An 18,659-nucleotide genomic window follows, 5' to 3' on the forward strand; every position below is an offset into this window, starting at 1 on the left:
CCCCCCTAGCCCAGCACCCGCTCCAGCGTCCCGAGGGCCGACCGCAGTTCCTCCGCCGTGATCGTCAGCGGCGGTGCCAGGCGGATCGTGGAGCCATGGGTGTCCTTCGCCAGGATCCCCTCCCGCATCAGGCGCTCGCTGATCTCGCGCCCGGTGCCGATCGCCGGGTCGATGTCGACGCCCGCCCACAGACCGCGGGAGCGGAAGCCCAGCACGCCCTTGCCCACCAGCTCGGTCAGGCCGTCCCGCAGGATCACGCCCAGCTCGGCGGCCCGCTGCTGGAACTCACCGGTCTCCAGCAGTTCGAGCACCGCGATGCCGACCGCCGCCGCGAGCGGGTTGCCGCCGAACGTCGAGCCGTGCTCGCCCGGGTGCAGCACACCCAGCACCTCGCGCCGGGCCACCACCGCCGACACCGGCACGATGCCACCGCCGAGCGCCTTGCCGAGCAGCAGCACGTCCGGCACCACGTCCTCGTGGTCGACGGCGAGGGTGCGGCCCGTACGCCCGAGGCCCGACTGGATCTCGTCCGCGATGAACAGACAGCCCTTGCGCCGGGTCAGCTCGCGCACACCGGTCAGATAGCCCTCGTCCGGTATGACCACCCCGGCCTCGCCCTGGATGGGCTCGATCAGCACCGCCGCCGTGTTCTCGTCGACGGCCGCCTCCAGCGCGGCCAGATCGTTGTACGGCACGATCGTGAAGCCCGGCGTGAACGGGCCGAAGCCCGCCCGTGCCGTCTCGTCGGTGGAGAAGCTCACGATCGTCGTCGTACGGCCGTGGAAGTTGTCCGCCGCGACCACGATCGTGGCCTGATCGGCGGGGACGCCCTTGACGTCGTACGCCCACTTGCGGGCCACCTTGATGCCGCTCTCCACCGCCTCCGCGCCGGTGTTCATCGGCAGCACCATGTCCAGGCCGGTCAGCGCGGAGAGCCGTTCGGCGAACTCGGCGAGCCGGTCGTTGTGGAACGCCCGGGAGGTGAGCGTCAGCTGGTCCAGCTGGCGGTGGGCGGCCTCGATCAGCGCCGGGTGACGATGGCCGAAATTGAGCGCCGAGTACCCGGAGAGCATGTCCAGGTAGCGGCGGCCCTCGACGTCCTCCACCCAGGTGCCCTCGGCCCGTGCCACGACCACCGGGAGCGGGTGGTAGTTGTGCGCCAGGACCGGCTCCTCCGCACGGATCAGGTCGTCGGACGTACGGGCGCGCGCGGGTGCGGTCATCAGCGGATCTCCTGGGTGCAGCACTTGATGCCACCGCCGGCCTTGTGGAACTCCGACAGGTCGACGGGGACGGGGACGTAACCGTGGTCGGCGAGGCGCGCGGACAGCGCCTCCGCCTGGGGTGCGATGAACACGTGCCGGCCGTCGGACACCGAGTTCAGGCCCCAGGACATCGCGTCCTCGCGGGTGGCCTCCACCGCGTCCGGGAACAGGCGCCGCAGTACCTCGCGGCTGCCCGGCGAGAACGCCTCCGGGTAGTAACAGACATTGGCGTCGTCCAGCACGAACAGCGCCGTGTCCAGATGGTAGAAGTACGGATCCACCAGTGTCAGGCCGATCACCGGGTGCCCCAGGAACTCCTGCGCCTCACGATGCGCCTCCCGGGTGGTGCGGAACCCGGTACCGGCCAGTACGTACCGGCCCGTCCACACCAGGTCGCCCTCGCCCTCGGACACCGCTTCGGGCCGGTAGACGGTGTAGCCCGCCGTCTTGAACCAGGTGTCGTAGTGCAGCGACTCGGGGCGCCGCTCCGGCGCGTGGAACAGCGAGCCGAAGACCCGGCCGCCGACCACACAGGCCGCGTTGGCCGCGAAGACCATGTCGGGCAGGCCCGGCACCGGCTCGACGGCGTCGACGGTATGGCCGTGGGCGCGGTAGACGCGGATCAGCTCCTGCCACTGCTCGCGCGCCAGGTCCACGTCGACCGGCCGGTCGGGGTTCATCCAGGGATTGATCGCGTACTGCACCGCGAAGTGTCTGGGTTCACAGACCAGGAAGCGCCGGGGGCGCGATTCACGGCTTTCGGACACAGAGGGTTCCCTCCGGTTTCCGTCTGTCACTGTTGGGTGACTCCACGGTAGGAAGGAACGGGGACGCGCGACAAGCGCAAAAAGCTGCGTGGACCTGCAACATCGCTGCGTTGTCGGGCTCCATCACGCAGTCCTGCTGCGCATACTCCCGATCACCCTCAGGAGGTCATCTCCGGGTCACTCGGGGGCCGCCTGGGTGGCACCCGCCTCCGGGCTGTCGGGGATCAGATGGGAGAGCACCATCACGCTGATCGTCTTCCGGATGAAGGGCACGGTGCGGATCCGCTCCAGCACCTCCTCGAAGTGGTCCACGTCCCGCGCCCGCACATGCAGCAGCGCGTCCGCCGCGCCGGTCACCGTCATGGCCGCCGTGATCTCCGGGTGGTTGCGGACGACCTCCGCGAGGCGCCGGGGCGGGGCCGCGCCCTCGCAGTAGACCTCGACGTACGCCTCCGTGCGCCAGCCGAGCGCGGAGGGCTCGACCGTCGCCGTGAACCCGGTGATCACCCCGGTCTCGCGCAGCCGGTCCACGCGCCGCTTGACCGCCGTCGCGGACAGCCCGATCGCCGCGCCGATCTCGGCGAAGCTGGTCCTGGCGTTCGCCATCAGCGCGGTGATGATCTTGCGGTCGAGTTCGTCGAAGGACGCGGTCCTGCTGCTCATGCGGGCAATGTAATCAGCCGGGAGCGTCCGGGACGCCGGGGGCGGCTACGACTGGGTGACGGCCATGGCGAGGGTCAGCAGCCCCAGCACCACCCAGCCGAACCACAGCCAACCGTCGCCGCCGAGCGCGACGGTGTAGGCGGTCACGGCGACGAGGCTGCCGGCCGTGAGCGCGCCCATCGTCCTGATGGCGCCGCCATGGGGGGAGCCGCGCATCGGGCCGGGCGCGAAGTCGTGTGGGAAGTCGTGTGGGGAGCCATCGGTGGAACCGGTCATCGCGAGACCCTCCTCATGGACCGTCCGACTCCTGGTCCGTCGGACTCCTGGTCCGTCGGACTCCTGGTCCGTCGGACTCCTGATCCGTCCGATCGTGGTCCGTCCGACCATGGTGCCCCGGCGGCCGCCCGTAGGGGATACCCCCGACCGGGGGCCGGGGCGCGGCCGGCTCAGCCCTGGCGTGCGTTCAGGGATGCCAGATAGGCGTTGTACTCCGCCAGCTCCTTGTCGCCGTCCCGGTCCGCCTGCCGGTCCTTGCGCCTGGCGTGACGCTTCTCGGAGCCGTACCACTGGAACAGCAGCGCGATCAGCACCAGTACGGACGGGACCTCGCTGAAGGCCCAGGCGATGCCGCCGGCGCTGTTCTGGTCGGAGAGCGGGTCGATGCCGAGGGAGGCGGGCGGGTGCAGGAAGGTGTTCACCATCGGTGTGGACGCCATCATCAGCGCGATGCCGAAGAACGCGTGGAACGGCATGCCCGCGAACAGCTCCAGCATCCGCATCAGATGACCCGGCCGGTGCGGGCCCGGGTCCACGCCGATGATCGGCCAGAAGAAGACGACACCGACCGCGAGGAAGTGCACCATCATCGCGATGTGCCCGGTCTTCGAACCCATCAGGAAGTCGAACAGCGGGGTGAAGTAGAGCACGTACAGGCTCGCGATGAACATCGGGATGGTGAACAGCGGGTGGGTGATGACCCGCATGTACCGGCTGTGCAGCAGCATCAGCAGCAGCTCGCGCGGCCCCTTGCGGCCGCGGCCCGCGGTCGGCAGCGCGCGCAGCGCCAGGGTGACCGGGGCGCCGAGCAGGATCAGGATCGGCGACAGCATGCTGATGATCATGTGCTGCACCATGTGCACGCTGAACATGACCATCCCGTAGTCGTTCAGCTTGGTGCACATCACCAGCATGATGGTCAGCACGCCGATGACGTAGGAGAAGGTGCGGGCCACGGGCCATGTGTCGCCGCGCCGACGCAGTCGTACGACCCCCCACGCGTACAGCCCGAGCCCGAGCAGGCAGGTGATCAGGAAGAAGGGCTCGGCCGAGAAGGCGAGCCCCCGCCCCAGCGTGAACGGCGGCAGATCCATCACCATGCCGTGCCCGCTGTGATCCATGTGTCCCATGTGATCCATGCGGCGGCTCCTGATTCATGGGGGTTGTACGTTTCTGTCCGCCCATAAGAGTAGGACCGCCCCCGATCATGCCGATGACCGGGGGCGGGTAGTTCAGGGCCGGACTAAAGCACGCACTCCGCCTCGTCGTACCGCTCCACCGGGACCGTCTTGAGGGTCTCCACGGCCTCCGCCAGCGACACCATCACGATGTCGGTGCCGCGCAGCGCCGTCATCATCCCGAACTCGCCCCGGTGCACCGCCTCCACGGCGTGCCAGCCGAAGCGGGTGGCCAGCACCCTGTCGTAGGCGGTCGGCGTGCCGCCGCGCTGCACATGCCCGAGGATGACCGGCCGGGCCTCCTTGCCGAGGCGCTGCTCCAGCTCGATGGAGAGCTGGCGGGCGATGCCGGCGAAGCGCTCGTGGCCGTAGACGTCCTTGCCGCCCTCGTCGAACTCCATGGAGCCGGCCCGGGGCTTGGCGCCCTCGGCGGCGACCACGATGGCGAACCGCTTGCCCGCCGCGAACCGCGCGCCGACCTTGCGGGTCAACTCCTCGATGTCGAAGGGCCGTTCCGGTACGACGACGGCGTGGGCGCCGGCCGCCATGCCGGAGTGCAGGGCGATCCAGCCGGTGTGCCGGCCCATGACCTCCACGATCAGCACCCGCTGGTGGGACTCGGCGGTGGTCTTCAGCCGGTCCAGGGCCTCGGTCGCCACGGTCACGGCGGTGTCGAAGCCGAAGGTGACATCCGTGACAGCGATGTCATTGTCGATCGTCTTGGGCACGCCCACGATGGGCAGCCCGTTGTCCGACAGCAGCCGGGCCGCCTTGAGGGTGCCCTCGCCGCCGATCGGGATGATCGCGTCCAGACCCAGCTCCGCGACATGCCCCTTGGCCCGCTCGACGCCGTCGCGCAGATGCTCGGGGCGGACCCGGGAGGAGCCGAGGATGGTGCCGCCGCGGGCCAGGATGCCGCCGACGGCGTCGAGGTCGAGCTTCACGGAGTCGCACTCCAGGAGGCCTTTCCAGCCGTCCCGGAAACCGATGACCTCGTCGCCGTGGTCGGCGACCGCACGGTGCACGACGGACCGGATGACGGCGTTCAGACCGGGGCAGTCGCCGCCGGACGTGAGGACACCAATGCGCATAGCCCGTATTACCTTCTCGAACGTGGGCCGGGAGACCGGACCACGTTGTCCGGCGGATTCCCGGTCACCCTACCGGCGTGAGGGGGTGGCTCCGTAGCGGGCGTCCGCCTGCTGGACGCGTCCGCCCAGATGAGCGGATGCGCCGTCAGGCGGGCCCACCACGAGCCTGCCGGAACCCGCTGAGAGCCTCCTGACGCGAGGCTTACGCCGGTGACCACGACGGCCGGAGCCCGGTGACCGCGACGCCGGAGTCCGGTGCCCGTGACGGCTGAAGCCCCGCGCCTGTGACGGCCGAAGCCCGGTGCTCGCGCGGCCGTGTGCGTGCGGCCGTGCGAGCACCGGGCTCCTGCGTGATCGTGATCGTGCCTACGCCGGCTGCTGCGCCGCCGCGATGCGCTCCTCGCGCAGGGCGTCGTACCAGCGGTCGTCGATCGGCGGCAGCGCGTTGACGTCGAGCGCCAGCTTCAGCAGCAGGTCGGCGATCAGCGGGTTGCGCGCGAGGACGGGACCGTGCATGTACGTGCCGAAGACGGTCCCGTTGTACGCGCCCTCCGTGCCGTCCCCGGTGCCGTTGCCCCGGCCGATCTTGGTCCGCGCGAAGGGGCGGGCGGTCGGGCCGAGGTGGGTGACGCCCTGGTGGTTCTCGAAGCCGGTCAGCGGGGGCAGGCCGAGCTGCGGGTCGATGTCGCCGAGCACGTCACCGACGCAGCGCTCGCCCTCGCCGCGTACCGAGACCACGTCGAGCAGGCCGAGGCCCGGCTCGCGCTGGCCGAGGTCGTTGATGAACTCGTGGCCGAGGATCTGGTAGCCGGCGCAGACGGAGAAGACGATGGCGCCGTTCTGCACCGCCCGCTGGAGGTGCCCGTCACGGCGCAGTCGCTCGGCGGCGAGCCGCTGCGGACGGTCCTCGCCGCCGCCGATCAGGTAGATGTCGCCGGAGGTCGGGATCGGCTGGTCGCTGCGCACGTCGAGCCGGGCCACGTCCAGGCCGCGCTGCCGGGCCCGGCGCTCCACGACGAGGGCGTTGCCCTGGTCGCCGTAGGTGCTCAGCAGGTCCGGGTAGATCCACACCAGCCGCAGTTGGTTGTCGCTCATGAGGTGATCCCCTTCGAAGATCAGTTGCCGACGCGGCGGCGCAGGTCCTGGAACGCGGTGTAGTTCGCGATGACCTCGATCCGGCCGGGCGGGCACAGCTGCACGGCCTGGTCGAGGTTCTCGCAGACCTGGAAGTGCTGGCCCGCGACCTCCAGGCGTACCGCGAGGTCCAGCTTGCGGTCGCCGAGCACGAAGATCGGGTGACCGGTGAGCCGGGTGTAGTCGACGTCCCACAGCCAGGAGGTGTCGGTGCCGTCGGCCCCGCGGGCGTTCACGGACAGGATCACCGGGGCGGGCGGCGGGTCGATCAGCGAGAAGGTCTCCAGCCAGCCGGCCGGGTTCTTGGCCAGCAGCAGGCGCAGATCGCGGTTCTGGAACTGCACGACGTCGTACCGGCCGGCCACTGCCTGCACCTGGTACATCCGCTCCAGGGCGACCTGCGGCGGCACCCCGAAGACGGCGGCGACGGCGGCGGAGCTGGCCGCGTTGGCCTTGTTGGCGCGGCCCGGCAGCTGGAGGTGGATCGGCCAGGCGGAGCCGTGCGGGTCGAGGACGTGGTCCCCGGACAGCGCCCAGGTGGGCGTGGGCCGGCGGAAGCCGCACTCGCCGCAGTACCAGTCGTCCCCGGGGCGCTGCATCACGCCACCGCAGGACGGGCAGGACCAGGCGTCGTCCTTCCACATCTGCCCGGCCGCGACCCAGACCACGTTCGGGGACGAGGAGGCGGCCCAGACGACCAGCGGGTCGTCGCAGTTGGCGATGACGACCGCCTTGGAGCCGGCCAGGCCCTCGCGCCAGTTCTCGGCGAGCATCCGGGTCTCGGCGGCGCGGTCGAGCTGGTCGCGGGAGAGGTTCAGCAGCGCGATGCACTTCGGGTCGGTGTCCCGGGCCACTCCGGCCAGGTACTTCTCGTCGACCTCTATGACGCCGAACTTGGCTTCCGAGCCGCCCGCCAGCGCGGAGGTGATGCCGGCCGGCATGTTGGCGCCGAGCGCGTTCGACACGACCGGGCCCGCGGCGCGCAGCGCCTCCGCGATGAGCCGGGTGGTGGTGGTCTTGCCGTTGGTGGCGGACACCAGGATGACGTCCAGGTTCTGGGCCAGCCGCGCCAGGAGGTCGGGGTCGAGTCGCAGCGCGACCTTGCCCCCGATCACCGACCCGCTGCCGCGTCCGGCGGCCCGCGATGCCGCCGCGACCGCCTTGCCCGCGGTCACGGCCAGCTTGGCCCGCGGCGTGAGCGGGTCCGAGTTGCCTGCCATCAGTTCTCGATCCTCCTTGCGTACGCGCCGCGCCTGGGGCCATCCGGCAACGTGGTGTGAACCCTCAGCCTATCGAGATCCATTCGCACACCCGAATCCCGGTCCGCACCCACTGCGGCGGGCATGAGCTGAACGAACCGTACCCTTGCCGCCATGCGACACGGTTCCATTCCGGGCGTCCACGGGCGCGTCCGGCCTCTCACCCTGCTCGGCGACCCCTGCCTGCGCGAACGCTGCGAGGACGTCACCGACTTCGGCCCCGGCCTCGCGACGCTCGTGGAGGACCTGTTCGCCACGATGTACGCGGCCCAGGGGGTGGGCCTGGCCGCGAATCAGGTCGGGGTGCCGCTGCGGGTGTTCGTCTACGACTGCCCGGACGACGACGATGTCCGGCATCTCGGGCATGTGGTGAATCCCCGTCTGGTCGCGACGGACGGGATCGTGCTGCGGGGTCCCGAGGGCTGTCTGTCCCTGCCGGGTCTGGAGGCGGGCACCGAGCGGTACGACCATGCCGTGGTCGAGGGTTTCACGGTCACCGGCGAGCCCGTCACCGTCCATGGCACGGGCTTCTTCGCGCGCTGCCTCCAGCACGAGTGCGACCACCTGGCGGGCCGGGTGTACGCGGACCGTGTGACGGGGTGGCGCAGGCGGAGGCTGGCGCGGCAGATCGGGCGGGCCGCCTGGAGCCGGTGACCCCTGCGGGACCCGGAAGCGGTGACTCAGAAGCCCGGGCCGCCCACCCGGTCCCCGGCGGCCGCGAGCCGCCCCCACAGCAGATCGGCCAGCGAGCGCACCAACTCGGCGCGCGAGCAGGGGCGTTCGCCGAGCCACCAGTCGCCGGCCGCGTGCATCATGCCGACGATGCCGTGCCCCCACACCCGGGCGAGCTGCTGGCTGCCGGGGCCGAGGTCCACCCGCTCCTCGATGACCTGGGCCAGGTCCTCGCCCATCCGCCGCAGCAGCGGGGCGCTGTGCTTGCCGACGTCGAAACCCTGGTCGGCGCCGGTGCTGCCCTCGGAGGGGTGCATCAGGAACCGGTAGACCTGGGGCCGGGCCTCGATGGCGGCGAGGTAGGTGTCCAGCGTGGACTCGACCCGCTCGCGCCGCTCCGCGGGGGCGTCGAGCGCGGCCCGCAGGGAGGACAGGAGGGCGTCGGTGTGCCGCTTGGCGAGCGCGGCGTACAGTCCGCCCTTGTCGCCGAAGTGCCGGTAGAGGATGGGCTTGGTGATGCCCGCCTCGGCGGCGATCGCGTTCATCGACGCCTGCGGGCCGTCGCGGAGCACCACCCGGTCGGCGGCCTCCAGCAGCTCGCGCCGTCGGCGGTCGGCGGACCGTTGCTGATCGGTCCGCTGTGTGGTGTCCATGAATGCTCTCCCCACCCGTGTTGATTCGGTGACGCCTGCGCAAACTAACACTGACCGGGCCGCTGACATCGAACGGGATACCGGGGAGTCAGTGCAGGTTGACTTTTCTTACCGGTCAGTAACAGACTCGGGTTACCGTAAGTAACACATCGTACCGCCGCTGGAGGGGACATGGCCGAGTTCACCATGGAGCTGAACGACGAACAGAAGGAAGTCCGGGACTGGCTCCATGGCTTCGCCGCCGATGTGATCCGGCCCGCGGCCGCCGAGTGGGACGAGCGCGAGGAGACCCCCTGGCCGGTCATCCAGGAGGCCGCGAAGGTCGGCATCTACTCCCTCGACTTCTACGCGCAGCAGTACTTCGACCCCACCGGCCTCGGCATTCCGATGGCCATGGAGGAGCTGTTCTGGGGCGACGCGGGGATAGCCCTGTCCATCGTGGGCACCGGCCTGGCCGCGGTGGGCGTCCTCGCCAACGGCACCGAGGAGCAGATCGGCACCTGGATCCCGCAGATGTACGGCGACGCCACCGATGTGAAGGTCGCCGCGTTCTGCTCCTCCGAGCCCGACGCCGGCTCCGACGTGGCGTCCATGCGCACGCGTGCGGTGTACGACGAGGCCAACGACGAGTGGGTGATCAACGGCACGAAGACGTGGGCGACCAACGGCGGCATCGCCAACGTCCATGTCGTCGTGGCCAGCGTCGACCCGGAGCTGGGCTCCAAGGGCCACGCCTCCTTCATCATCCCGCCGGGCACGCGGGGTCTCGCGCAGGGCCAGAAGTTCAAGAAGCACGGCATTCGCGCCTCGCACACCGCCGAGGTCGTCCTCGATGACGTGCGGGTTCCCGGTTCCTGCCTGCTCGGCGGCAAGGAGAAGCTGGACGAGCGTCTGGCGCGCGCCCGGGAGAAGGCGAAGGCGGCCGGTGGCGAACGTGTGAAGAACGCGGCGATGGCCACGTTCGAGGCGTCCCGGCCCGCGGTCGGCGCGATGGCCGTCGGCACCGCCCGCGCCGCTTATGAGGTCGCGCTGGAATATGCCAGGACGCGGGAGCAGTTCGGGCGTCCCATCATCGACAACCAGGGCGTGGCATTCCAGCTCGCCGATATGCGGACGCAGATCGACGCGGCACGGCTGCTGGTGTGGCGGGCGTCCTGGATGGCCATCAGCGGCAAGCGGTTCACGGCCGCCGAGGGCTCGATGTCGAAGCTGTTCGCCAGCGAGACCGCGAAGAAGGTGACCGCGCAGGCGATCCAGATCCTGGGCGGGAACGGGTACACCCGGGAATACCCGGTGGAGCGGATGCACCGGGACGCGGCCATTTACACGATTTTCGAGGGGACGAGCGAGATTCAGCGGCTCGTCATCGCCCGGACGCTTTCCGGAATGCCGATCCGATAGCGATCAGCTCGTTTTTCGGTAATGCCGAAAAGGGGAACTGGGCGATTTCGGCCGCCCGTTGGCGGTGGCTGATCGCGCAGTTCCCCGCGCCCCTTCGGGGGCGCTCGACTCACCGGTGTTTCAAAGGCGTGAGTTGTTCGATGTCGTACTTCAACCGCAGCGCCTCAATCGCCTCCTGGTCGGGCGGGCCGCCGTCGCGGAGGATTTCGAGGAGTTCCTCGAAATAGCGCTCGTGGTCGGGCGGTGGGCTCGCCTGGAAGAACATCTTGGCGGGGGTGTCCGTGGGGTTCGCGAAGGCGTGCGGACAGCCGGGAGGTACGACGATGACCGTGCCCGGGGTCGCCCGCACCACCCGGTTGCCCGAACTCGACTCCCACCCCTTCCAGCTGTCCGGGGTGCGGATGCGGGGCTCGAAGGCGAGCACGTCCAGCTCGCCCTCCAGGACGTAGAACAACTCCTCGCTGCGGGTGTGCACATGGGCGCCGACGTCGAAGCCCGGCGGGACCTCCACCTCGAAGGTGGAGGCCATCCGCGAGTGCGTGCCGGTGACCTTGAAGGTGACCCGCTGTGCGGGCGTCTCCACCACCCGGCCCTGGCCCGGCGGCACGAGCAGCCCGTCGACCGATGCCGATGTCAGCCCTTCGACCGTCGTCATCGCCGGCTCACCACATCACGGGCAGGGCCTCGGGACCGCGGATCAGCGCCCCCTTCTTGAAGGGCACCTCCTCGGCCGGTACGGCCAGCTTGAGACCCGGGATCCGGTCCAGCAGCGCGTCGACCAGCAGCTCGGACTCCAGCCGGGCGAGCTGTCCCCCCGGGCAGTAGTGCGGGCCGAAGCCGAACGACACATGCGGGTTGGGACAGCGGGAGAAGTCGATCTCCTCCGGGTCGGGGAAGACCTCCGGGTCGCGGTTGGCGGCCAGGTACGACACATAGACCGCGTCACCCGCGCGGATACGGACGCCCCTGATCTCCACGTCCTCCAGGGCGATCCGCGACAGGCCGACCGCGTTGCGGTGCGGGATGTACCGCAGCAGCTCGTCGATCGCCTTCGGGCGGATCTCCGGTTCGCTGCGCAGCCGTTCGGCCAGGTCGGGGCGGGTCAGCAGCAGATAGAACATCTGCCCGCTGTTGTTGGTGACCGCCTCGCCGCCGATCTGGAGGAGGACGGCGAGTCCGACGGCCTCCTCCAGGGTGACCTCGCCCGCGCTCACGGCGGCGCCCAGCAGCGAGGTGACGTCCTCGGCCGTGCTGCTCCCGCGCGCCCCGATGAGACCGGAGAAGTACGCGCTCATCTCGCGCTTGGCCCGCTCGCTGACCTCCTTGCCGTGCGCGGAGGACAGGATCAGCTGGGTCCACTCGTGCATGTCGTGCCGGTCGGCGGCCGGGACGCCCATCAGCTCGCAGATCACCGCGATGGGGAACGGGCTGAGGATCGCCGCCGTCAGATCGGCCGGCGGGCCGTCCTTGAGGAGCTGGTCGATCTGCTCGTCCAGCATGCCCCGCGCCTTGTCGCGCACCCGCTCCACACCCTTGGCGGTGAAGGCCGCGGTGACCGAGCGGCGCAGCCGCGTGTGGTCGGGCGGGTCCAGGAAGCCGACCGCGCCGCGGTCGGGTATGAAGTGCGGGGCGAGCCGGGTGACCGGCTTGTCCATGACGGCCTCGCGGCCGAAGCGGGGGTCATTGGTCACCATGCGCACATCGTCGTGCCGGGTGACCAGCCACGCCCAGCCCTCGCCGTTGGGCAGCTGGATGCGGGTGACCGGGCCCTCGCGCATCAGCTCGGCGAGCACCGGGTCGAAGTCGGTTCCGGTGAGGTCGAGCGCCGGCCAGTGACGGACCGGCGGCACGGCCTCGGTGAGAGTCGCCTCCTCGGTCTCCGTCATCGCCCGCCCCCGTCGCCGTCGGTCCAGCGGCCGACCGTCATCTCGGCGGTGATGCCGGGTCCGAAGCCGGCGAGCAGTCCGCGCGCCCGCTCCTCGGGGCCGCCCTCGTCGAACAGCCGGCGCAGCGCGTCCAGGACGACGGCGCTCGCGATGTTGCCGTACTCGGTGAGCGTGGACCGGCTGAACCGGAACGCGTTCGGCTCGACCTCCAGGAACTTGCTGAGGTCGTCGAGGATGCGGGGACCGCCGGCGTGGATGATGTAGAAGTCCAGGTCGGTGGCGTCCCAACCGTGGTTGCCCGCCAGGTCCTTGAGCGCCGGGGCGAGCGGCTCCATGGTGGTCGGCACCCGCTTGTCCAGCAGGAAGTGGAAGCCGGTGGCCCGGACGTCGTAGGCGATCCAGTCCTCGGTCTTCGGGATCAGGTAGGAGCCGTTGCGCTCCAGCTTGACGCCCCGGCCGCCGCGGCCGCGCACCACGGCGGCGGCGATGCCGTCACCGAACAGGCCGTTGGACAGCAGCGAGCCGACGCCGAGGTCGGTGGGCTGGTAGCACAGCGAGCAGAACTCACAGGCCACGATCAGCGCGTTGGCGTTCGGGTACGCCGTGCAGAAGTCGTGGGCCCGGTTGATCGCCGCGCCGCCGGCCGCGCAGCCCAGCTGGGCGATGGGCAGCTGCCGGGTGGTGCTGTCGAAGTCCATCTCGTTGATCAGCCAGGCCGTGAGCGAGGGCATCATGAAGCCCGTGCACGACACGTAGATGATCACGTCGATGTCGGTGGTGAGGAGCTCGGCGTCGTCCAGCGCCCGCTGGATCACCGCGGGTACCCGGGCCTTGGCCTCGTGCTCGTAGAGCTTGTTGCGGTCCTCGAAGCCGGGGTGCTTGAGGGTCTCCTCGATGGGCTGCACGATGTGCCGGGTCTTCACGCCGGTGTTCTCGATGAGCCTCAGTGCCAGCGCCAGTTGAGGGTGGTCCGCGTGGCGGGAGCGCGCCAGCTCCAGCGTCTCCTCCATCGTGATCACGTGCTCCGGGACCGACACCGAGGGTCTGCACAAAGTCGCCATGAACCGTCCCTGCTTTCCGCGTGTCCGGCGGGCCTTCACCCACCGGTCAGAAGGTGGTTCACCTCAGGAGGTGCTCCACCCACCGTCACCCGTCAGGACCACGATCTCGCGCTGGGTTACTCCGAACCGGGGACGCCGCATCAGGCTCGAAGGAGGACTTCCGAGGCCGGACGAGGGAAAAATCCGTGCCGACCGTTAACGCGAAAGCCCTGCTGGGGACGGCCGTCGAGCCCTTGCCCGGGACCCCGCGGCCAACCGGGTCGTGCCGCTCGTCGAACGCGGCCGGGCACCCGTCGAGATCCTGGCCGTGCCGGCCCTGGAACGGCGGTGGGCGATCCTCGTCGACCGGGCCGCCTTCGAACACCTGGCCGCCCGCGTCGACTCCGCGTCCGCCGCCTCCATCGAGCGCGCTCGCGGCGGGGGAGGAGCCGGCCGCCGGGCGCCGCACGGCCTTCGCCGAGGCATGCGGGGGCACGGCGGAACGCGGGCGCGACCTCGTCCCCCGGGCCGGCTGCCAGGCCTGTGCCGCGTACGTCGCCCGGCTCGCGCTCGACGCGTCCCCGGCGGACGTGGTGGTGGCGCTGACGGCGAACTTCTCGGCGTGGGGCGGCACTTGCGCCCGGATCGCCGCGGGCCCGCACACCCATCACGGCTTCGGCGACGCGGCCCGCGCCTTCTTCGACTTCCTCGCCGAGCCCGCCCCGGAGCCGGCCCGGCGCTGGAAAGACCTACGGCCGCTGGAAAGACCTACGGCCGCCGGAAAAACCTACGGCGGCTGGAAAGACCTACGGCGCCCCGCTGCTGTGCGCGATGCACGCCACGTCGATACGGTCGGCGAGCTTGGCGAGTTCGATCGTCAGCTCGGCCACCGTGTCCTCGTCCAGCCGCTGTTCCCCGGTCTCGACCAGCCGCAGCCAGCGTCCGCCCACGGTCCGCAACAACTTGCTCACATCGGCGGCGGCCACCTGAAGGGTCCCGCGGTCGTCGACGATCAGAGGCAGAGTCACTTCGCGGTTCACAAAAGAAGATGGTAGCCGCGCATACCTCACGCACTCTGCCAAACCGTCGTGATGTTGCAGAACTCCCGCATTCCGTGCCCGGACAGCTCACGCCCGTACCCCGAGCGCTTCACACCGCCGAAGGGGAACGCCGGATGGGAGGCGGTCATCCCGTTGACGTACACCGCCCCGGCCTCCAGGTCCCGGGCGAACCGCTCGACTTCGATCTCCTCACGCGTCCATACATTCGAACTCAGCCCGAACGGCGAGTCGTTGGCGATGAGCAGCGCCTCGTCCAGATCGTCGGCCCGGTACAGCGTGGCGACCGGTCCGAACGCCTCCTCGCGGTGGATGCGCATCTCGCGGGTGATCCCGGCGAGCACGGTGGGCGGGTAGTACCAGCCGGGCCCCTCGGGGCGGCTGCCGCCGCACAGCACCTCGGCCCCGCTGCGCCGCGCGTCGTCGACCAGCTCCTCCAGGTCCGCGCGGCCCTGCTCGCTGGCGAGCGGTCCGACCTCGGTGTCCTCCTCCAGCGGGTCGCCGATCCTGAGCGCCTTCATGCCCGCCACGAACCGCTCGGCGAAGGCGTCGTAGACATCGCGGTGCACGATGAACCGCTTGGCCGCGATGCAGGACTGCCCGTTGTTCTGCACGCGCGCGGTCACCGCGACCTCGGCGGCCCGGTCGACATCGGCGGAGGGCATGACCACGAACGGGTCGCTGCCGCCCAGCTCCAGGACCGTCTTCTTGATCATCTCCCCGGACGTGGCGGCGACCGCCCGCCCGGCGGGCTCGCTGCCGGTGAGGGTGGCCGCCTTGACCCGCTCGTCGCGCAGGATGTCGTCCACCGCGGCGGAGCCGACCAGCAGCGTCTGGAAACAGCCCTCGGTGAAGCCCGCCCGGTGGAACAGGTCCTCCAGATACAGGGCGGTCTGCGGCACGTTGGAGGCATGCTTGAGCAGGCCCACATTGCCCGCCATCAGCGCGGGCGCGGCGAACCTGATCACCTGCCAGAGCGGGAAGTTCCAGGGCATCACCGCGAGCACCGGGCCCAGCGGGCGGTAGCGGACCCGGACCCGGGCCGCCCCGGAGTCGCGGACGTCCGCCTCGGCGGGTTCCTCGTCGGCGAGCAGCGCCTCGGCGTGCTCCGCGTACCAGCGCATGGCCTTGGCGCATTTGGCGGCCTCCGCGCGGGCCTGCTTGACCGGCTTGCCCATCTCGGTGGTCATGACCCTGCCGATCTCCCGCTGGTCCTCCTCCAGCAGGTCGGCGGCCCGGTTCAGCAGCCGGGCGCGCTCGGCGAACGGGGTCGTCCGGTACGTGCGGAACGTGGCCTCGGCGAGCTGGAGCCGGCGTTCCAGCTCCTCCTCTCCCATGGCCTCGTACGTCTTGAGCGTCTCGCCGTTCGCCGGGTTGACCGTCGCGATGGGCATGGCTGACCTCCCCTTGAAGCGGGCTGTGCTTCGACCTTCGCGCGCGGCCCGCCGGGGCGCAACGCCAGGTCGCCTGTTCAGCCCGAGTGCTCCGCCAGCCGGTCGAGAAACGCGGCCTGCGCGGTGATGATCACCTCACGGGCCTTCGCCAGGCCGAGCCAGGCCACCCGGTCCAGCTCCGGGAACTCCGTCTGGCGCCCCGAGCGCGGCGGCCACTCCATGGTGAAGGTGCCGGGGCTGAAGCCGGTCAGGTCCGGGTCCCCGGGCAGCGCCCAGGCCGTGACGACCTTGCCGTTGCGCTGGACGACCTCGCCGAGCGGTACGGCCTCCCCGTCGGGCGGCGCCAGGCCCAGCTCCTCCTGGAACTCCCGCCGGGCCGCCTCCCACGGGGGCTCGCCGGCCTCGTACTCGCCCTTGGGGACGGTCCAGGCGCCGGCCTCCTTCTTCGCCCACAGCGGGCCGCCCATATGGCCGAGCAGCACTTCGAGCCCGTCGCCGGTGTGCCGGTACACCAGCAGTCCCGCGCTGCGTTTCGTCGTACGCACCGTCACGGTGTGACCTCCGGGTGGGCGGCGAGCAGGGCCTCCACGGTATCGGCCTCGGCGGGGCTCTTGTCCTCGCGGTAGCGGAGCACGCGGGCGAAGCGCAGGGTGACGCCGGCCGGGTAGCGGGAGGAGCGCTGGAGGCCGTCGTAGGCGATCTCCACGACGAGTTCGGGGCGCACCCGGACCGTCCAGCCGTCGTCCTCGACCGCCAGCCGCAGCAGCCGCTCGGTCTGCCAGGCGAGCAGCGCGTCCGTCAGGCCCTTGAAGGTCTTGCCGAGCATCGCGAAGCCGCCGTCCGCGGTGCGGGCGCCGAGGTGCAGGTTGGAGAGTTTGCCGGTGCGTCTGCCGTGGCCCCATTCGGCGGCCAGCACGACCAGGTCGAGGGTGTGCACCGGCTTGACCTTGAGCCAGGCGGCGCCGCGGCGGCCCGCGCTGTAGGGGGCGGCCAGCGACTTCACCACCACGCCCTCGTGGCCGCGGGCCAGGGTGTCGGCGAGGAAGCGCTGCGCCGCCGGGATGTCGCCGGGGCCCTCGGCGAGCGTGCGCCGCACCCGCATCGGCTCGGGCACCAGCCGGGCCAGGTGCGCGTGCCGCTCGGCGAAGGGCAGGTCGAGCAGTTCGCGGTCGTCCGCGGCGAGGACGTCGAAGAAGACGGGGGAGACCGGGACCTGTTCGGCCGCCCGCGCCACGTCCGTGCGGGAGCCGACGCGGCCCGCGGTCTCCTGGAAGGACCGGGGCCGCCCGGCCGCGTCGAAGGAGATCACCTCGCCGTCCAGGATGAACCGGTCGCCGCTCAACTCCAGTGCGGCGGCGGTCACTTCGGGGAGCCGGGCGGTGATGTCGTCCAGGGTGCGGGTGTGCACGCGGACCGTGTCGCCGTCCCGGTGCACCTGGACCCGGATGCCGTCCAGCTTCTCCTCCACCGCGCAGGCGCCCAGCTTCTGAACGGCCTCGGCGACGGAGGCCGCGCTGTGCGCCAGCATCGGCAGCACGGGCCGGCCGACGGTGAGCCGGAACCGGTCGAGCGCGTCGGGTCCCTCGCCCAGCAGGGCCTCGGCGACGGCCTGGAGCGAGCCGGAGAGCATCACCGCCCGGCGTACGTCCCCCGCCGCCGCGCCGGTCGCCCGGGCGAGGCCCTCCACCGCGACGGCGTCCAGGGCGCCCTGGCGGACCTCGCCGGTGAGCAGGCCGAGGAGGAAGCGCTGCTCGGCCTCGGTGGCGGCGCCCAGCAGCGTGCCGACGAGCCGGGCGCGTTCGGCCTGGGAACCGGGCCCGGACACCCGGCCCAGCTCGGTGAGGGCCGCGTCGACCTCGCGGACGGTGAGCGTGGCCTCGGCTGCCGCCGGCACCCGCTGGCCCAGCACCTTCCAGCCGACCCCGAGCCGCCCCTGCGGCAGCCGCCCCGCGAGATACGGGATGACCACCGGTACGTCCTCCGCCTCCGCCTCCCGGAACAGCTCGGCGAGCAACGCGACCTTCCGCGACCTGGCCGCCGTCGCCGCCACCTCCCCGGAGACCTCCGCGAGCCGACTGAGCAACATGACCTCAGCGTGCCGCAGGGCTCCACCGGACGCGCGGTGTGGGTGCGCTTCGTTGTCCGGTGCGGGTCCGTTGTGGCTGGTCGCGCAGTTCCCCGCGCCCCTTCGGGGCGCACCTGCGCGGGTCTTTGGATTTGCGGGATTGACAACTCGGCGTGCCGAATCTGCAATGTCTGTATGAGTACCGACGATGTCCTGGCCGAGGTGGGCCCCCGGCTGCGCCGGATCCGCAAGGAGCGGGAGGTGACGCTGGCCGCGCTCTCCCAGGCCACCGGCATCTCCGTGAGCACGCTGTCCCGCCTGGAGTCCGGCCTGCGCAGGCCCAGCCTGGAGCTGCTGCTGCCGATCGCCCAGGCCCACCAGGTCCCGCTGGACGAGCTGGTCGGCGCGCCGCCCGTCGGCGACCCCCGGGTGCGTGCCGAGCCGGTGCGGCGGCACGGCCGTACGTTCTGGCCGCTGACCCGCCAGCCCGGCGGCCTCCAGGCGTACAAGGTCCTCGAACCCCGGCGCACGGAGGAGCCGGAGCCGCGCAGCCATGAGGGGTACGAGTGGCTGTACGTGCTGTCCGGGCGGCTGCGGCTGGTGCTCGGCGAGCACGATGTGGTGCTGGCGGCGGGGGAGGCGGCCGAGTTCGACACCCGCGTCCCGCACTGGTTCGGGTCCGCGGGGGAGGGTCCGGTGGAGTTTCTGAGCCTGTTCGGGCCCCAGGGAGAGCGGATGCATGTACGGGCGCGCCCCGCGGCGCGCGCATGAGCCTCCCGGGGGGTGTTCCCTGATGGGCAAGCGACCGCTTAGTATGCGGGCGGATCCGGTCGGACGATGCGGTCGCGTGGAGGCCC

19 protein-coding genes are annotated in these 18,659 nt (G+C 71.1%); 3 read left to right on the plus strand and 16 right to left on the minus strand.

Annotation, left to right across the window (positions count from 1 at the left end; all coding sequences use genetic code 11):
- Positions 1 to 5 precede the first annotated feature (5 nt).
- From rocD to CCN72_RS07450, 8 genes are all read right to left on the minus strand, one after another.
- Positions 6 to 1,223 (minus strand): ornithine--oxo-acid transaminase, encoded by a 1,218-nt coding sequence (gene rocD / locus CCN72_RS07415; RefSeq protein WP_086806822.1) that lies wholly within the window; start codon positions 1,221 to 1,223, stop codon positions 6 to 8.
- Positions 1,223 to 2,032 (minus strand): dimethylargininase, encoded by an 810-nt coding sequence (gene ddaH, locus CCN72_RS07420; RefSeq protein WP_037658847.1) that lies wholly within the window; start codon positions 2,030 to 2,032, stop codon positions 1,223 to 1,225. Before ddaH ends, rocD begins: the two co-directional genes overlap by 1 nt.
- A gap of 177 nt (positions 2,033 to 2,209) precedes the next feature.
- Positions 2,210 to 2,695, minus strand: coding sequence for an Lrp/AsnC family transcriptional regulator (locus CCN72_RS07425; protein ID WP_085562760.1), 486 nt, complete (start codon positions 2,693 to 2,695; stop codon positions 2,210 to 2,212).
- Positions 2,696 to 2,740: 45 nt separating this feature from the next.
- Positions 2,741 to 2,971, minus strand: coding sequence for a hypothetical protein (locus CCN72_RS07430; protein ID WP_086806823.1), 231 nt, complete (start codon positions 2,969 to 2,971; stop codon positions 2,741 to 2,743).
- A gap of 170 nt (positions 2,972 to 3,141) precedes the next feature.
- Positions 3,142 to 4,092 (minus strand): cytochrome c oxidase assembly protein, encoded by a 951-nt coding sequence (locus CCN72_RS07435; protein ID WP_086806840.1) that lies wholly within the window; start codon positions 4,090 to 4,092, stop codon positions 3,142 to 3,144.
- A 122-nt stretch (positions 4,093 to 4,214) separates the two neighbouring features.
- Positions 4,215 to 5,240: a 6-phosphofructokinase gene (locus CCN72_RS07440; RefSeq protein WP_037658849.1), complete on the minus strand. Its 1,026-nt coding sequence runs from the start codon at positions 5,238 to 5,240 to the stop codon at positions 4,215 to 4,217.
- Positions 5,241 to 5,606: 366 nt separating this feature from the next.
- Positions 5,607 to 6,335 (minus strand): type 1 glutamine amidotransferase, encoded by a 729-nt coding sequence (locus CCN72_RS07445; RefSeq protein WP_037658850.1) that lies wholly within the window; start codon positions 6,333 to 6,335, stop codon positions 5,607 to 5,609.
- A 20-nt stretch (positions 6,336 to 6,355) separates the two neighbouring features.
- Positions 6,356 to 7,594: a MurT ligase domain-containing protein gene (locus tag CCN72_RS07450; RefSeq protein ID WP_086806824.1), complete on the minus strand. Its 1,239-nt coding sequence runs from the start codon at positions 7,592 to 7,594 to the stop codon at positions 6,356 to 6,358.
- Between the two features lie 153 nt (positions 7,595 to 7,747).
- Between CCN72_RS07450 and def the strand changes: the two genes are divergently transcribed.
- A complete protein-coding gene (def, locus tag CCN72_RS07455; RefSeq protein WP_086806825.1) occupies positions 7,748 to 8,287 on the plus strand; it encodes a peptide deformylase in 540 nt (179 codons plus the stop codon).
- A 26-nt stretch (positions 8,288 to 8,313) separates the two neighbouring features.
- On the opposite strand, the gene CCN72_RS07460 is transcribed toward def, so the two are convergent.
- Positions 8,314 to 8,958, minus strand: a complete 645-nt coding sequence (locus CCN72_RS07460; protein WP_037658857.1) for a TetR/AcrR family transcriptional regulator — start codon at positions 8,956 to 8,958, stop codon at positions 8,314 to 8,316.
- A 171-nt stretch (positions 8,959 to 9,129) separates the two neighbouring features.
- Here CCN72_RS07460 and CCN72_RS07465 point away from each other — a divergent pair, with 171 nt between their 5' ends.
- On the plus strand, positions 9,130 to 10,359 hold the full coding sequence (locus CCN72_RS07465) for an acyl-CoA dehydrogenase family protein (RefSeq protein WP_037658858.1): 1,230 nt from the start codon (positions 9,130 to 9,132) through the stop codon (positions 10,357 to 10,359).
- Positions 10,360 to 10,468: 109 nt separating this feature from the next.
- Here the strand turns inward: CCN72_RS07465 and CCN72_RS07470 are convergent, their stop codons facing one another.
- The 7 genes from CCN72_RS07470 to CCN72_RS07505 form a co-directional block, all read right to left on the minus strand.
- Complete coding sequence (locus CCN72_RS07470) at positions 10,469 to 11,014, minus strand: cupin domain-containing protein (protein WP_086806826.1); 546 nt, start codon at positions 11,012 to 11,014, stop codon at positions 10,469 to 10,471.
- A 7-nt stretch (positions 11,015 to 11,021) separates the two neighbouring features.
- Positions 11,022 to 12,245, minus strand: a complete 1,224-nt coding sequence (locus CCN72_RS07475; protein WP_086806827.1) for a cytochrome P450 — start codon at positions 12,243 to 12,245, stop codon at positions 11,022 to 11,024.
- Positions 12,242 to 13,306, minus strand: a complete 1,065-nt coding sequence (locus CCN72_RS07480) for a type III polyketide synthase (protein ID WP_037658861.1) — start codon at positions 13,304 to 13,306, stop codon at positions 12,242 to 12,244. Before CCN72_RS07480 ends, CCN72_RS07475 begins: the two co-directional genes overlap by 4 nt.
- 785 nt (positions 13,307 to 14,091) lie before the next feature.
- Complete coding sequence (locus CCN72_RS07490; RefSeq protein WP_037658862.1) at positions 14,092 to 14,325, minus strand: DUF6213 family protein; 234 nt, start codon at positions 14,323 to 14,325, stop codon at positions 14,092 to 14,094.
- 26 nt (positions 14,326 to 14,351) lie between these two features.
- On the minus strand, positions 14,352 to 15,737 hold the full coding sequence (locus CCN72_RS07495; protein WP_086806829.1) for an NADP-dependent succinic semialdehyde dehydrogenase: 1,386 nt from the start codon (positions 15,735 to 15,737) through the stop codon (positions 14,352 to 14,354).
- Positions 15,738 to 15,814: 77 nt separating this feature from the next.
- Positions 15,815 to 16,288 carry an NUDIX hydrolase gene (locus CCN72_RS07500; RefSeq protein WP_086806830.1) on the minus strand — a complete coding sequence of 158 codons (474 nt, stop codon included), beginning with the start codon at positions 16,286 to 16,288 and terminating at the stop codon, positions 15,815 to 15,817.
- Complete coding sequence (locus tag CCN72_RS07505; RefSeq protein WP_086806831.1) at positions 16,285 to 17,823, minus strand: ATP-dependent DNA ligase; 1,539 nt, start codon at positions 17,821 to 17,823, stop codon at positions 16,285 to 16,287. The genes CCN72_RS07500 and CCN72_RS07505 overlap by 4 nt, the downstream gene beginning before the upstream one ends.
- A 174-nt stretch (positions 17,824 to 17,997) precedes the next feature.
- Between CCN72_RS07505 and CCN72_RS07510 the strand changes: the two genes are divergently transcribed.
- Positions 17,998 to 18,573, plus strand: a complete 576-nt coding sequence (locus CCN72_RS07510; protein ID WP_086806832.1) for a helix-turn-helix domain-containing protein — start codon at positions 17,998 to 18,000, stop codon at positions 18,571 to 18,573.
- The last annotated feature ends 86 nt before the right edge of the window (positions 18,574 to 18,659 follow it).

Source organism: Streptomyces murinus, from assembly GCF_002154555.1.
GTDB classification, from domain to species: Bacteria; Actinomycetota; Actinomycetes; order Streptomycetales; family Streptomycetaceae; genus Streptomyces; species Streptomyces murinus.

Excerpts from the sequence above, each read along its gene's own strand:
- rocD (WP_086806822.1), bottom strand. The coding sequence starts at position 1,223 with ATGACCGCACCCGCGCGCGCCCGTACGTCCGACGACCTGATCCGTGCG.
- CCN72_RS07425 (WP_085562760.1), bottom strand. The coding sequence starts at position 2,695 with ATGAGCAGCAGGACCGCGTCCTTCGACGAACTCGACCGCAAGATCATC.
- CCN72_RS07430 (WP_086806823.1), bottom strand. The coding sequence starts at position 2,971 with ATGACCGGTTCCACCGATGGCTCCCCACACGACTTCCCACACGACTTC.
- CCN72_RS07435 (WP_086806840.1), bottom strand. The coding sequence starts at position 4,092 with ATGGATCACAGCGGGCACGGCATGGTGATGGATCTGCCGCCGTTCACG.
- CCN72_RS07440 (WP_037658849.1), bottom strand. The coding sequence starts at position 5,240 with ATGCGCATTGGTGTCCTCACGTCCGGCGGCGACTGCCCCGGTCTGAAC.
- CCN72_RS07445 (WP_037658850.1), bottom strand. The coding sequence starts at position 6,335 with ATGAGCGACAACCAACTGCGGCTGGTGTGGATCTACCCGGACCTGCTG.
- CCN72_RS07450 (WP_086806824.1), bottom strand. The coding sequence starts at position 7,594 with ATGGCAGGCAACTCGGACCCGCTCACGCCGCGGGCCAAGCTGGCCGTG.
- def (WP_086806825.1), top strand. The coding sequence starts at position 7,748 with ATGCGACACGGTTCCATTCCGGGCGTCCACGGGCGCGTCCGGCCTCTC.
- CCN72_RS07460 (WP_037658857.1), bottom strand. The coding sequence starts at position 8,958 with ATGGACACCACACAGCGGACCGATCAGCAACGGTCCGCCGACCGCCGA.
- CCN72_RS07465 (WP_037658858.1), top strand. The coding sequence starts at position 9,130 with ATGGCCGAGTTCACCATGGAGCTGAACGACGAACAGAAGGAAGTCCGG.
- CCN72_RS07470 (WP_086806826.1), bottom strand. The coding sequence starts at position 11,014 with ATGACGACGGTCGAAGGGCTGACATCGGCATCGGTCGACGGGCTGCTC.
- CCN72_RS07475 (WP_086806827.1), bottom strand. The coding sequence starts at position 12,245 with ATGACGGAGACCGAGGAGGCGACTCTCACCGAGGCCGTGCCGCCGGTC.
- CCN72_RS07480 (WP_037658861.1), bottom strand. The coding sequence starts at position 13,306 with ATGGCGACTTTGTGCAGACCCTCGGTGTCGGTCCCGGAGCACGTGATC.
- CCN72_RS07495 (WP_086806829.1), bottom strand. The coding sequence starts at position 15,737 with ATGCCCATCGCGACGGTCAACCCGGCGAACGGCGAGACGCTCAAGACG.
- CCN72_RS07505 (WP_086806831.1), bottom strand. The coding sequence starts at position 17,823 with ATGTTGCTCAGTCGGCTCGCGGAGGTCTCCGGGGAGGTGGCGGCGACG.
- CCN72_RS07510 (WP_086806832.1), top strand. The coding sequence starts at position 17,998 with ATGAGTACCGACGATGTCCTGGCCGAGGTGGGCCCCCGGCTGCGCCGG.